Origin of the sequence: Brevibacterium sp. 1718, assembly GCF_051131255.1 — a bacterium.
Classification (GTDB): domain Bacteria; phylum Actinomycetota; class Actinomycetes; order Actinomycetales; family Brevibacteriaceae; genus Brevibacterium; species Brevibacterium sediminis.
The window spans coordinates 1889126-1902418 of record NZ_CP186550.1 but is presented as its reverse complement, the minus strand read 5'-3'; the positions used below and the strand labels follow the sequence as shown (position 1 = coordinate 1902418).

The window sequence follows — 13293 nt, the reverse complement described above, 5'->3', positions numbered from 1 at the left end:
TTGGACGGTCCACCAGCGGACGCAGCGCACGTCTCCCACCGATTCTGTGCGGGCGCGTTCATCGTCCACCGGTTCCGCAAGGATACAGTGATGCCCCGGTCTCTATGACCGGGGCATCACTGTGTTCGCAAGAAGAGTCGGAACCGTTTCGGCTCAGACCGAACTGAGCTCAGTCTCGGGTGAGACGACGGTGGGTGACTCGGTGCGGTCGGGCCGCATCTTCGCCGAGTCGCTCGACCTTGTTCTTCTCATAGGCTTCGAAGTTGCCTTCGAACCAGTACCAGTTCGCCGGGTTCTCCTCTGTGCCCTCCCACGCGAGGATGTGCGTGGCCACACGGTCGAGGAACCAGCGATCGTGCGAGACGACCACTGCGCAGCCGGGGAACTCGAGCAGAGCGTTCTCCAGCGAGCCGAGGGTCTCGACATCGAGGTCGTTCGTCGGCTCATCGAGCAGTAGCAGGTTTCCACCCTGTTTGAGGGTGAGAGCGAGGTTAAGGCGGTTGCGCTCACCGCCGGAGAGGACTCCGGCTTTCTTCTGCTGGTCCGGGCCTTTGAATCCGAACGCGGAGACATAGGCACGGGAGGGCATCTCCACCTTGCCGACCTGGATGAAGTCGAGTCCGTCGGAGACGACCTCCCACAGGTTCTTGTCCGGATCGATTCCGCCGCGGGACTGATCGACATAGGAGATCTTCACGGTCTCTCCGACCTTGAGATCTCCGCCGTCGAGCTCTTCCATACCGACGATCGTCTTGAACAGCGTCGACTTTCCGACGCCGTTGGGGCCGATGACGCCGACGATGCCGTTGCGCGGCAGGGAGAAGCTCAGGCCGTCGATGAGTTTGCGCCCATCGAAGCCCTTTTCGATCTTGTCCGCTTCGATGACGACATCACCGAGGCGGGGGCCGGCCGGAATCTGAATCTCTTCGAAGTCGAGCTTCTGCGTCTTCTCCGCCTCGGCCGCCATCTCTTCGTAGCGGGCCAGACGCGCCTTCGACTTCGTCTGCTTCGCCTTGGGGTTCGAACGCACCCATTCGAGTTCGTCTTTCAGCCGCTTGGCGAGTTTCGCATCCTTCTTGCCCTGGACCTGAAGGCGCTCCTGCTTCTTCTCGAGGTAAGTCGAGTAGTTGCCCTCATAGGGGTAGAGATGCCCACGGTCGACTTCGGCGATCCATTCTGCAACGTGGTCGAGGAAGTACCTATCGTGGGTGATCGCGATGACAGCGCCCGGGTAGGTCTTCAGGTGCTGCTCGAGCCACAGCACCGATTCCGCATCGAGGTGGTTCGTCGGCTCGTCGAGGAGCAGCAGATCGGGCTTCTCGAGCAGAAGCTTGCACAGTGCCACACGACGACGTTCACCCCCGGAGAGTACAGAGACGTCCGCGTCCGGCGGCGGGCACCGCAGAGCGTCCATCGCCTGTTCGAGCTGAGAGTCGAGATCCCAAGCGTCAGCGGCGTCGATGGCCTCCTGCAGCTTGCCCATCTCTTCCATGAGGGCGTCGAAGTCCGCATCGGGTTCGGCCATCTCCTCGGAGATGGCATTGAAACGATCGACCTTTGCCTTGATCTCGCCGACGCCTTCTTCGACGTTGCCGAGGACGGTCTTCTCTTCATTCAGGGGCGGCTCCTGCATGAGGATGCCCACCGAGTACCCGGGGCTGAGTCGAGCTTCACCGTTGGAGGGCTGCTCGATACCCGCCATGATCTTCAGAATGGTTGATTTGCCGGCGCCGTTGGGGCCGACCATACCGATCTTCGCTCCGGGGTAGAACGACATCGATACATCGTCGAGGATGACTTTGTCACCGTGCGCTTTGCGCGCCTTGTGCATGGTGTAGATGAATTCGGCCATAGTGCACTCAGGCTATCGGTTCGGCGCACCCCAGCGCTACTTGACGCTCGGCATCCGCCGAGGATGACCGAACTTCCGCCGAGGCGGCCAGACCTGCGTTGACGAGCGCTCAGCCTCCGCCGAGAGACGGGGCTTCACCCGAAGTGCCACCCTCGCTCGAAGTCTCCTCGGACCCGCCCTCACCGGAGGACCCATCGGTACCCTGAGAGCCGTCGGTGCCTTCGGAGCCCGCAGTCCCTTCCGCTCCCCCGGTGCTTGCCGTCGAGGATTCGTCTTCACTCGGCGCGGGGCTCTCGGTTTCACCGTCCTTGCCGTTGATGTCCTCGCCGGGCAGGTGGCCGGCACCGTTCGAGTCGCCGTCTTCGTCGCGCTTCTCGCCCTTCGGCGCTTTGACACCTTTCGGCCGTTCGACTTCGCCGAACAGGCAGGAGCCCGTCGATTCCGTGGGCTGGACGAGGTCGGCGGTGGCTTTGCCCTTCCGGATCTCGCCGACGACGCACCCCTTGTCGGTCTTGACTCCGAACATCTTCGAAGGAACTTCATTGCCGAGTGGCGATTCGTCGATCGTCGCCTCGAGCTGTTCGGGCTCATATCCGGCGTCGAGCATCGTGGAGAAGAACTTCTTCGTCGACGGCACCGATTCCTTGTCACCGGTCAGCGGTTTGAGTGCCTTGAGCACCTTGTCGACTTCGGCAACGGGCTTAGCCTGGGTCTGCTTCGGCTGCGGCTGCGAATCATCGGCACCGAAGCCGAGAAGCGAGCAGCCCGACAATGCCAGAGTCAGTGCCGCAGCACTCAGCACAGGAACAAGACGCATCTGCAACCTCGACGAGAGGGGACGATTGACAGTCTCACTCTAGCGGATGACTTGGTCCGCGAGGCGCATCGATTCGACAGGATGCCAAGTAATTCACGCGATCAGAAGGGCGCCGCGACTTTTGCGGTCTGCTGGGCGATCGGATCATCTTCGGCACCGGTGTCGATATCGGCATCGTCGCCGCTCGAGGTATCGACGATGTCGCCATGATCGGTGTCACCGTCGGATTCGGACTCCGGCGGCGTTTCGGCTGGGCCCAAGGCGCTCCAACCCGAATCGTTCGATCCGGGTGACTCAGAGTTCGACTCTCCGGCAGTCGACTGTGAGCGGTCGGCTGCTTTAGCGCGCTTGTAATGAGCGGTTCCGTACCTCAAGTCGGGGCCGATATGCTCCGCGACCACCGTCGGCGAGATTCCGCTGCGCTCCTCGGTGGCCCATTCTCGATTCCTCAGGCTGCCCGATACGATCACCGCGGCGCCGGTGTTGAGCGACATCGCGGTATTGCTCGCCAGGTCGCCGTAGCAGTCGACTCCGAACCACGAGGTGCCGTCTGGGACGAACTCACCGGTGTTCTTGTCGACTCTCCAGTGGTTGACGGCCAACCTGAACGAGGCGCAGGCTCGCCCGGACGGCAGCGTTCGTGCGCTCGGCTCGGTGGCGATGGTGCCGGTGACGGTGATCGGGATTGCGGACATCGGTGTCTCCAAATCGGTGTGATGAAACCATACGGTCGTCTGCGTCCGCATGGATCTCCAGTGAGCCCGGTCCTTCGCTCGGGTGTCCAGAAACATGAAATGCCCTGTGGACAGAGGTTCTCCGTCCACAGGGCTTCACAGTCCGAGTCGCCCACGGGGTGTGTTCGAGTCGGAGATGCGCGTCTGCGTCTCAGCGGAGCATCTCGTATGCCCGTCGGTGCTCTCCGATGACGCTCTTCACCGAGTTGAGATACGAGCTCTGGGCGACGCGGCCGACCGCGTCTCGCAGCTTGCCGTCGACCTCGGATGCCGCCTCCTTCGCGCCTCTGGCCCGCGCCGACTTCGCCATCAGAGAGGTCACGAACGAGCCGATGCAACCGATCACGAACAGCCCGATGCTGACGATCCAACACCACGTCGGCAGGGCTCCCGAACCGATTGCGGCGACGAGGGCGGAGACGATGATGCCGAGGAGACCGATGATCGAGGCGACGAAGAAGATGATCTGCAGGGTGTGTGCCAGCGACCACCAACCGGGGCTCTGGCGAGTGATATCCACAGCCGTGACGGCCGAGTCGAGATTCTCCGACAGCTCGTCGGTGCTCTTCTTCTCTGCTTCCGCGGCCTCGTTCTGCCATGCCTGCGGCATGGTCGACACGGATTCTGCGATGAGTTCGTGCGCCATGAGCCGGACGTGGGAGCTCTGCGCCTTCGTCGTCGCCGGCACCGAAGCGCGGACGAGCTCGTCTCTGTCCTGACCGTGCTTGGCGCCCAGCGGATCGGGCGCATTGCGCTGGGCCCACGCGAGGATGGGATACCCGGTCTTGCGGTAGGAACGGCGGATGTAATCATCGTGCACGGTCTGTGCCACGGCTTCGACACCGGCGGCTTCCGACATCGTCTCGACCAGTCGGGATGCGCCGGCCAATTCGTCCGGCGAGGAGACCGGTTCCCCGAGCTCCTTCCGGATCCGATTGGCCATCGCCTGCATATCAGCCAACAGCCTCTCGGCCGCTGCGTCGTTCGAGTCGACGGTGTCGGCGAGGATGCTGCGGATCTCCGGGATGCCCTCTCGGGTCACGGCCGAGGAGATGCGCACATTCGTCTCGCTCAGCCCATCCTCGTTGAGCAGCTGGCGCAGATGGTCGGTTGCGGCCTTCTGCTCCTCCGGACTGAGTTTGTCGATCTGGTTGAGGACGACGACCATGTTCGCACTGTTCTCGGCGAGTTTGGTCAGGTACTCGGAGTGCAGCGAGAAGTCGGCGTACTTCTGTGGGTCGACGACCCAGAACACGACGTCGACGAGTCCCACCAGACGATCCGACTCGACACGGTGTTCCACTGCCGTGGAGTCGTGGTCGGGCAGGTCGAGCAGGATCAGTCCGTGCAGGCGTCTCTGATCGTCGCCGTCGAGCGCGGACTCGCGCCAGGTGCGGCTGCGTTCGGGCACGTGCAGCCAGTCGAGGACATCGTTTCCGCCCTCGCCCCAGACGCATGCGGTCGGTCGTGAAGTCGTCGGCCTGCGCACACCGACACGGGCGATCTCGAGACCGGCCACTGCGTTGAACAGTGAGGATTTGCCGGAGCCCGTCGACCCTGCGAAGGCCACGACGGTGAAGTCCTCACCCAGGCCCAGGCGGTCTTCCGCCCGGTCGAGCAGATTCTGAGCATCGGTGCGAACTTCTCCGCCGAGCTTGTCCTCACTCAGCGACAGGGCGTGTGAGATGCCTTCGGCGAGACGCCGGATCTCGGTCTGTGCGGAACTGTTCACAATGCCACCTCAAGTCGTTCACCGGAGGCGCGCAGGGCGCCCGCTTGCCGCGCCGGTACCGCGGATAGTCTCAGTGCGTTGTCGAAAGGAGTACGGCAGCCCGCCACGATGCCCACAGCCGCGTCGAGGAAGCGCTGTCGGATCGATGCGATGAGACCGGCCGCCTCGTCGGCTCCGAAGATCGTCTCCGCAAGATTGAGTGCGACTCCTGCCCCTTGTCGGGTGCTCTGCCCGCCATCGCTGGCGCTCCGCGGATCCCAGAAGGCCGCGTATTCGACGACGGCGCAGACGCCTGCAACGCCGAAGGACAGGATTCGGGCCTTGGACTTCTTGCCCTGACCGATATCGCGCACGAGCGCGTTGACTTCGTCCGACCACGTGCTCACCGCCGATTTCACTGAGTCCTCGAGCCCCGCGGCCACCGTGCGCAGTTCGGGTTGATCTTCGATGAGCGCTGCACCTGCAGCGGTGTTTCGCCATTCGGCATTGACTTCATCGACCACGTCGATGGCCTGTTCGCGCAGCGACACAGCCGCGCTGCGCAGGATGGCGACATGCAATGGAGTGGCCGCGTCATGTTTGCCGGTCACTGCGGCGGAGATGCGATCGCGCATTCGAGCCATCGTCGGCTCCAGTCCGCGGAAGAGCTGGCCTGTGCCCACGAAGTCCTGCCAGCGAGCATTGACCTCTCCGTGGAGGACCCGTCCGTCGGAGAAGACTTCGGCGAGTCCGGATTGAGCCGATCGGAAGCTCTTCTCCACTGAGCCGACCAGGGCGATGTGGGCCTGTTCCTGAGTTTCGGCGAAGTCGGCGAGCTCCCTGACCCGTGCGGGCAGGGCAGCGATCGCACCCGTCAGCGTGCGATTGCGGATGCGTTCGAGTGAGGTGCCCTCCGTGCCGACTTGAGAGATCCAGGAGCGAATAGTGTAGATCGCCGCATGAGGCAGCAGACCGTCTTCCAGCTCGAGCTCGGCGACGGAGAAGATCGGTGAGTTCGCCAGTCCTGCATCGGCGAGAAGACTCGACAGGTGATGCCTGACTTCGCGGTTGGCTTCGGGCGGAACCCGATCGAGAACGATGGCCACCGAAGTGCTTCGCGCAGCGGCCGTCTTCAACAGGGCCCACGGGGCGGCATCGGCGTACCGGTTCGCCGTTGTCACGAAGAGCCACAGGTCGGCGCTGAGCAGAACCCTGCGCGAGAGCGCACGGTTCGTCTCCGAGATGGAGTCGATGTCCGGACAGTCGAGGATGGCAGTGCCCGCTTCGATGTTCTCATCTGCGATGAGCACGACTCCGGGCATGGCCGACTGAGGATCGGAGCTGCGCGGCAGGTCAGGCAGGTAATGCTCTGATTCGAAGAACTTCGCATCGGCGGGGTTGAAGATGACGACCGGGTTGCCCGTCGTCGGTCGACGCACGCCGGCAGGACTGACATTGCGCCCTACGAGGGAGTTGACCAGTGTCGATTTGCCGGCACCTGTCGACCCGCCCACGGCGATGAGGAACGGAGTCCGCGAACGATTGATCCGCGGCAGCACGTAGTCGTTGAGTTCCGCAGTCAGTGTCGAGTGTGCTGTGCGAGCGTCGGCGAAGTCTTCGCTGCGCAGGGTGAAGCGCGTCTCCGAAACTCGCTTGACGATATCGTTCAACGCTTGGCCGACCGGCGGCGTCACGGCGCTCTTGCTCTCAGTCATCACGCCTCCACTCTCTATGTTTTCCCAGCTCGGCACCAACTGCCACGCCGTATCGGCGCGGAATTGCTCGGCACCGACGCCGATCGACCGGACCTGCGGGATCGGCGGATGCGAGCATGAGAAGCGCCCCCGGCGGGGCTCGAACCCGCGACCTACCGCTTAGAAGGCGGTTGCTCTATCCGACTGAGCTACGGAGGCTCAAATATCGTAACCGATGCCCGGATGAGAACAGAAAGCGGCCCCGGTTCGGTGCGGACTGTCTCGTCCGTCGCCTCGAACCGGGGCCGACGCTGCCGTGAAAGCTCGGCAGGAACATCTCAGTAGTGACGGGCTGCGTTCTCCATCGACTTCCTCACCGTCACGAATGACACGGCCACCACTCCCGTCATCGCAAGAATGACTGCCACGGCCTCGATCCCGAATGCGAAGTCGACGATGATCGGGAAGAATCCTGCGAGCATGAAGCCCAGCAACGCGACAAGCGTGAGTGCCGTGGCAACAGAGAAGAGCTTTGCACCATTCATTGTCTGTCTCCTTCGATCGATGCATCCGATGGAGAAAGACTAACGCCAGATGAGACTCACGTCACTGAGAATTTCAGAAGAATTCGTCTCAGGCTTCGCTTCGAGCGTCGATCGCCTTCTCCAGGCGTTCGAGTTTGCCGTCGATCTCGCCGGTGTAGCCGGGACGGATATCGGCCTTGACCACCAGTGATACCCGAGTGCCGAACTGGCCGACAGCCTCGGTGGCCTCTTTGATGACCGCGAAGACCTCGTCCCATTCGCCTTCGATGGTCGTGAACATCGAGTCCGTCCGGTGCGGCAGACCGGAATTGCGAACGATCTCGACAGCCGCTGCCACGGCATCGTGGACCGAGGCGTCGGCCCCTTCTCCCCCACTGGGAGCGACTGAGAAAGCTGCGAGCATGATGGTGGTCCCTTCTGTCCGGTCCGGTGGGGAGCCGATCGGCTCCCCACCGGTTCATCTGTCTGGATTGCGGTCGAACGACTCGGCTCAGGCCTGAGCGGGCACTGTCACGATGAGCGAGTCACCCTGCCCGCCGCCTCCGCAGAGTGCGGCGATACCCGTGCCGCCGCCTCGGCGCTGGAGTTCGAGGGCAAGGGTGAGGACGACCCGGGCTCCCGAGGCACCGATCGGGTGGCCCAGTGCGACGGCGCCGCCGTTGACGTTGACCTTGTCCTCGTCGATGCCGAGGTCCTTGGCGCTGGCCAGGCCGACGGCGGCGAAGGCTTCGTTGATCTCATAGAGGTCGAAGGAATCGGCTGCGACGCCTTCGCGTTCGGCAGCGACCTTGATCGCCTGTGAGGGCTGGTGCTGGAGAGTCGAGTCCGGACCGGCGGTCCAGGCATGCGAACGGATCTCGGCGAGGATCGGAGCGCCGAGCTCTTCGGCCTTCTCACGCGACATGACGACGACAGCGCAGGCTCCGTCGGAGATCTGTGAAGCGTTGCCCGCGGTGATCGTTCCGTCCTTCTGGAAGGACGGCCGCAGCTTGGACAGGGACTCGGCCGTCGTGTCAGGACGCACACCCTCGTCTGCGGAGATGGTGACAGCGCCCTTGCGCGAGCTGATGGTCACTGGCACGATCTCATTCTCGAAGGCACCGGCCTTCTGTGCCGCCGCCGCGCGCTGGTGCGAACGAGCGGAGAACTCATCCTGCTCAGCGCGCGAGAACTCGCGGTCACCGGCATTGGCCTCTTCGGTCAGTCCGCCCATGGCCTGATCGGTGAATGCGTCCCAGAGTCCGTCGTAGTCCATATGGTCCTTGGCGACGACATCACCGTACTTGTACCCCGAACGCGATTTCATCAGCATGTGCGGGGCCTGGCTCATCGATTCCTGCCCGCCCGCCACGACGACGTCGTACTCGCCGGCTCGGATCAGCTGAGCCGCTTGGGTGATCGTGTTGATTCCCGACAAACACAGCTTGTTGACCGACACAGCCGGAACGGACATCGGAATGCCGGCTTTGACTGCCGCCTGTCGACCGGGGCCCTGACTGTTGCCGGCCTGCAGAACCTGGCCCATGATCACGTAGTCGACGTCGGAGCCCTGAATGCCGGCACGATCGAGTGCCCCGGCGATGGCTTCGGCGCCGAGCTCGACGGCACTGAGTTTCGACAGCTCTCCCTGCAGTCGCCCGAACGGTGTGCGCGCTCCGGCGACGATCACTGCATCAGCCATATTTCCTCCTCGGATATCCGCGCTGCGGACGCGTGTCCGCAACACGTATGCATTTCGACATCCACCAGCCTAGTCGAGGCCCATGTGGCCTGCATCACGGGGTCCGCGCGGCCATGGATCAAGCCCTCGTCCACATTCTCGCATTCGCACCCAACACTCATGGAGTCTCCGTTAGAGTAGGACGAGGACAGCCTAAGAACACCCCCTTTCCAAGATGACAGGAGTTCGCTTCAGTGACGCCCACCGAAGAATTCCGCACAGCGATGCGCGGCTACGAGAAGAGTGAAGTCGATTCGCGACTGCAGCAGCTGCGCACCGAGGTCGAGTCGGTCCGCAAGGCCCTGGCCGATGCGCGCAGTCAGGTCATCAATGCAGATCGGGCGAAGTTGCAGATCGCCGGTGAGCTCTCCGAAGCCAAAGCACAGCTGAAGAAGGCTGCCAACGACAATGCAGAGGCGGCAGGGCCTCCCGGAAGCCGCATCGACCATCTTCTCAAGATCGCCGAGTCGCAGGCCCGCGAGACCCTGGCTCAGGCCAATTCCGATGCCGAGACGATTCGGAACAAGGCCCGCGCCGAGGCGGCGTCCGCTCGCGCTCGGATGCACACCGAGAGCAACGACACACTGTCCAATGCGCGCTCGGAAGCCGATGCAATCATCTCCTCGGCCGAGCTGCGCGCCGAAGAGACGATCAAAGCCGCTGAGAAACGCGCAGCCGAGCTCAGCGCAACCACCGAACGCGAGACCAACCAGGCCAAGGAAGCGAATGCCGCTTCCGCCAAGGAGGCTCGCGAGAGCCTTGATCTCGAGCTCTCCGAACTGCGGGCGACCGCTGAGAAGGAAGCTGCGGATCTGCGTGCCGAGGCCAAGACCGAGGCAGAGGAGACAGTGGCGGCTGCTCAGGCGCAGGCCGATGAGCTGCTCAAGTCCGCGAAGGCACGCGACGAGGCATCGAAGAAGGCCGGAAACGCCTTCGACGTCGAGCTCGCGAACAAGCGCAAGGAAGCCGAGACCGAACGCAAGAAGCGCTACGAAGAGGCTCAGGTCGAGAACAAGAAGCTCGTCGAAGAGGCTCAGGCACGCGCAGCGAAGGCCGACACCGAGGCCAAGGAAGCTGCCGAGCGTGCGGAGCAGACTCGCACCGACGCAGTGAAGAAGGCCGACGAGATCATCGCCGACGGAAAGTCCCGCGCACAGACGCTCATTGCGGAAGCTCGCGCCACCGCCGAGGCGACCATTGAGGAATCCGCGGCAGAGGCCAAACGCAATGTCGCCTCCGCACAGTCGCAGGTCGATCTGCTCACGAAGCAGCGCAAGACGATCACTGCTCAGCTCGATCAGCTCCGTTCGCTGTTCGCTATGCCCGGAGTCATGGGCGGCGACTCAGTGGATCCGGCGAAGGCCGAATCGGCGTCTCACGCCACCGAGCAGATCGCCGACGGTCAGGAGCTCGAAGACCTGCTGGCCGACGATGACTCGTCGGATGCGCCCAAGACCGATGACTCCGCGAAGTCGACCGATGACGCAGCATCGCACGACGCCGAAACCTCGAAGTCCGGATCCGCCTCGGGCGGGGGTTCGAAGTCGACCGGTCCTGCGAAGAACGATGGTGCCAGAGCCGAGGGCAACGGCCCTGCGAAGGCTTCCGACGAGTCGGCCGAAAGCTCGAAGTCGACTCCTGCTTCGAAGAACGCTGCGGAGTCGAACGCTGACTCTGCCGCTGATGAGAAGGACACGGCAGGCGAAGATCTGCCCAACGGCGCCACCGACGAGGACACGATCTCGATCAACGCTCAGGTCTCCGGCTCGAAGGACAACTCGAAGACCTCGCGCTCGCGCAACTCGCTGCGCTGAGATCGATTGAGTCGAGACCGACCGGGTCCAGCACGATTGATCTGAGACCGACCGAATCGATGATGACGATGGGACCCGCTGATGCGGGTCCCATCGTCATTGTGAGGCACGTTGGCTGACTGAGGTCTCAGTCGACTCCAGCCCTGTTGACGACAGCCCGGAGATCATCTGACCTCACCGGAAGCGGTCGAAGCAGTGCTGGTGCCAGTGCCGTCTGCTTTCGACCCCGATCTCGATTCCGTGGGGAGCATCCTGACGCCACGCAACGACATGGCTCGAGGCGGCACTGACATCCCGGCCACATCCAGGACAGACATAGACCTTTCCGGATTCGTTTCCCTTCACGGTCTGCACGGACCAGGTTCCGTCCGGCAGTGAACGGCTTGTCCTCATGCCTGCCACAGAGTCGGACAGATCGCGGGGAGACTGCTGCCATTTGTTCTTGCGACGCGAGGATGAAGATCGTGGCATTGAGTCATTGTCTCACGTAGGCTGAAGCGCGTGCGTCTAGTCATTGCCCAATGCTCCGTTGATTATGCCGGTCGTCTGACCGCCCACCTTCCGATGGCCACCCGCCTCATCATGCTCAAGTCCGACGGCTCGGTGCTCATCCATTCCGACGGCGGTTCCTATAAGCCGCTGAACTGGATGACTCCCCCGTGTACGGTTCGGCATATCGAGCCCGACGCCGAGCAGGCCGAGGCCGGCCTGACGGAGCTGTGGGAGGTTTCCCAGACGAAGACCGGTGACCGTCTCGTCATCTCCATCGCCGAGGTCCTCGCTGACGACTCCTATGAGTTCGGGGTCGATCCCGGGCTGGTCAAGGACGGGGTCGAAGCGCATCTGCAGGAACTGCTCGCCGAACATATCGAGACCCTCGGCGAGGGCTACAGTCTGGTGCGCCGCGAGTACATGACCGCGATCGGTCCGGTGGACATCTTGGCTCGTGACGACGGACAGAAGTCTGTGGCGGTGGAGATCAAGCGCCGCGGCGATATCGACGGTGTCGAACAGCTCACCCGCTATCTCGAGCTGATGAATCGCGATCCACTGCTGAGCCCAGTCAACGGAGTCTTCGCTGCTCAGGAGATCAAACCGCAGGCACGCACTCTCGCTGAGGACCGGGGCATCCGCTGCGTCGTTCTCGACTACGATGCCCTCCGCGGAATGGACGACCCCGAGACCCGCCTCTTCTGATCACCCACGATCAGCCGGCGGATCAGCCCACGGTCAACCTGCGGGATGGCCGGCCACCAACTCCAGCGTCGCCGATCAACCCGCGGGAAAGCCGGCCACTCACTTCATCCGCGCCGATCAAGCCGAGCCGTGTCGCTCCCTTCGTGCAGCGTCCGTAGCTCCTCAGCGCGGGCCCACACCGTCGATCAAGGCGGACAGCGTCTATCGCCCCGTCTACGGAACGACTTGCGCTGTCCGCCTTGATCGAGCGTCAGGATCACGCTTCGCGACGGCTGTCGTCCATGACTAGTCGTCGTCGCACTGACTCTCCGATCCGCAGGAAGAGGTCGGCGGAGAAGAGATCGCTCCACCGGACACGGAAGACCAACCAGCCCTCGTTGCGCAGCGCATACTCGCGGCGCCGTTCACGTTCGAAAGTCACTTGCGGATCCGCTCCGTCGAGGTGGTACTTTCCTGCACCATCGAACTCTGCGATGACCTTCGCCCGTCTATTGGCGAAATCGGTACGGCCCAAGTGTTTGCCGGCTCCATCGCGAATGTCGACCTGCGGCTCGAACCCCGGAATCGAATGCTCGACTAACCGCACCGCGCAGATCGACTCAGCGACGCTCTCGCGGCGTGCATCGACATTCTCCAATACCTTGACGATCTTCCGTGTGCCTGTGCGAACAGGATGCGCTTCACTGAAGGAACGCATCTGTTCGACGGTCACGACCGAGCTGCGCACCGCTGCATCGAGCGCCGCGACAGAGAATGCGAGCGGACAGTCCCGAGCAATGTCGAGCAGCGTCTGCAGGACCGTCGTCACCGGGATCCCATCGACGAACTCGTACCCTGCACGATCTGAGACGCGTCGCCGCACAAGCATCTTCGCCAGACGAACTCCGCTGCGCGGACTCACCGATTCGGCGAAGACATCGTCCCGCTCGACGTATGGAATCGGAAGGCCGTGAACGATGAGTGCACTGCGGTGAGAGAATACTGCGTCCGGAGGCAGGCGATCGACGTACGACCGGACGAGGATTCTCAGATCCTCCACGCGTTTGCGCAGGCCCGTCGACTCTATCGGCAGTGTGGTTGTGGGAGCCGCGGCTATCGCACTGACGAAACTGTGCGCCGGATCAGAACATTCTGCGGTGACAACATATCGCCCTCGTTCCAATCGTCGCAGACAGCATCGCTCGGCAGCTCTGATCCGATGACAGTCCC

The 13293-nt window shown here is 63.1% G+C and carries 11 protein-coding genes and 1 tRNA gene; 2 read left to right on the top strand and 10 right to left on the bottom strand.

The genetic code is table 11. The features are described from left to right. Positions 1-169: 169 nt before the first annotated feature. The 9 genes from ettA to ACOZ9V_RS08450 all read right to left on the bottom strand — a co-directional run bounded on the left by ettA (position 170) and on the right by ACOZ9V_RS08450 (position 9034). The gene (gene ettA / locus ACOZ9V_RS08490) at positions 170-1852 is read right to left on the bottom strand and encodes an energy-dependent translational throttle protein EttA (RefSeq protein WP_434595081.1); all 1683 of its coding nucleotides are present in this window, start codon (positions 1850-1852) and stop codon (positions 170-172) included. 109 nt (positions 1853-1961) lie between these two features. Continuing rightward, positions 1962-2669, bottom strand: a complete 708-nt coding sequence (locus ACOZ9V_RS08485; RefSeq protein WP_434595080.1) for a DUF6993 domain-containing protein — start codon at positions 2667-2669, stop codon at positions 1962-1964. Between the two features lie 101 nt (positions 2670-2770). Continuing rightward, positions 2771-3364 carry a single-stranded DNA-binding protein gene (locus ACOZ9V_RS08480; RefSeq protein ID WP_434595079.1) on the bottom strand — a complete coding sequence of 198 codons (594 nt, stop codon included), beginning with the start codon at positions 3362-3364 and terminating at the stop codon, positions 2771-2773. A 190-nt stretch (positions 3365-3554) separates the two neighbouring features. Then, complete coding sequence (locus ACOZ9V_RS08475) at positions 3555-5135, bottom strand: GTPase (RefSeq protein WP_181270450.1); 1581 nt, start codon at positions 5133-5135, stop codon at positions 3555-3557. Then, the gene (locus ACOZ9V_RS08470) at positions 5132-6829 is read right to left on the bottom strand and encodes a dynamin family protein (protein WP_434595077.1); all 1698 of its coding nucleotides are present in this window, start codon (positions 6827-6829) and stop codon (positions 5132-5134) included. The genes ACOZ9V_RS08475 and ACOZ9V_RS08470 overlap by 4 nt, the downstream gene beginning before the upstream one ends. Positions 6830-6953: 124 nt before the next feature. Beyond that, positions 6954-7027, bottom strand: a tRNA-Arg gene (locus tag ACOZ9V_RS08465). 119 nt (positions 7028-7146) lie between these two features. Then, the gene (locus ACOZ9V_RS08460) at positions 7147-7353 is read right to left on the bottom strand and encodes a hypothetical protein (RefSeq protein ID WP_139466994.1); all 207 of its coding nucleotides are present in this window, start codon (positions 7351-7353) and stop codon (positions 7147-7149) included. A gap of 88 nt (positions 7354-7441) precedes the next feature. Beyond that, the gene (locus ACOZ9V_RS08455) at positions 7442-7756 is read right to left on the bottom strand and encodes a thiamine-binding protein (protein ID WP_181270448.1); all 315 of its coding nucleotides are present in this window, start codon (positions 7754-7756) and stop codon (positions 7442-7444) included. Between the two features lie 87 nt (positions 7757-7843). Continuing rightward, positions 7844-9034, bottom strand: coding sequence for an acetyl-CoA C-acetyltransferase (locus ACOZ9V_RS08450; protein WP_181270447.1), 1191 nt, complete (start codon positions 9032-9034; stop codon positions 7844-7846). A 233-nt stretch (positions 9035-9267) separates the two neighbouring features. Here ACOZ9V_RS08450 and ACOZ9V_RS08445 point away from each other — a divergent pair, with 233 nt between their 5' ends. Both ACOZ9V_RS08445 and nucS read left to right on the top strand, forming a co-directional pair. Next, complete coding sequence (locus ACOZ9V_RS08445) at positions 9268-10887, top strand: cell division protein (RefSeq protein ID WP_181270446.1); 1620 nt, start codon at positions 9268-9270, stop codon at positions 10885-10887. 501 nt (positions 10888-11388) lie between these two features. After that, positions 11389-12084 (top strand): endonuclease NucS, encoded by a 696-nt coding sequence (gene nucS / locus ACOZ9V_RS08440; RefSeq protein WP_139466990.1) that lies wholly within the window; start codon positions 11389-11391, stop codon positions 12082-12084. Between the two features lie 256 nt (positions 12085-12340). On the opposite strand, the gene ACOZ9V_RS08435 is transcribed toward nucS, so the two are convergent. Then, positions 12341-12892 carry a hypothetical protein gene (locus ACOZ9V_RS08435; protein ID WP_434595074.1) on the bottom strand — a complete coding sequence of 184 codons (552 nt, stop codon included), beginning with the start codon at positions 12890-12892 and terminating at the stop codon, positions 12341-12343. Between the last annotated feature and the right edge of the window lie 401 nt (positions 12893-13293).

What these genes read in the sequence shown, in the direction of transcription:
- ACOZ9V_RS08450 (WP_181270447.1), bottom strand. Translation starts at nt 9,034, where the DNA reads ATGGCTGATGCAGTGATCGTCGCCGGAGCGCGCACACCGTTCGGGCGA.
- ACOZ9V_RS08485 (WP_434595080.1), bottom strand. Translation starts at nt 2,669, where the DNA reads ATGCGTCTTGTTCCTGTGCTGAGTGCTGCGGCACTGACTCTGGCATTG.
- ACOZ9V_RS08455 (WP_181270448.1), bottom strand. Translation starts at nt 7,756, where the DNA reads ATGCTCGCAGCTTTCTCAGTCGCTCCCAGTGGGGGAGAAGGGGCCGAC.
- ACOZ9V_RS08480 (WP_434595079.1), bottom strand. Translation starts at nt 3,364, where the DNA reads ATGTCCGCAATCCCGATCACCGTCACCGGCACCATCGCCACCGAGCCG.
- ACOZ9V_RS08460 (WP_139466994.1), bottom strand. Translation starts at nt 7,353, where the DNA reads ATGAATGGTGCAAAGCTCTTCTCTGTTGCCACGGCACTCACGCTTGTC.
- ACOZ9V_RS08470 (WP_434595077.1), bottom strand. Translation starts at nt 6,829, where the DNA reads ATGACTGAGAGCAAGAGCGCCGTGACGCCGCCGGTCGGCCAAGCGTTG.
- ettA (WP_434595081.1), bottom strand. Translation starts at nt 1,852, where the DNA reads ATGGCCGAATTCATCTACACCATGCACAAGGCGCGCAAAGCGCACGGT.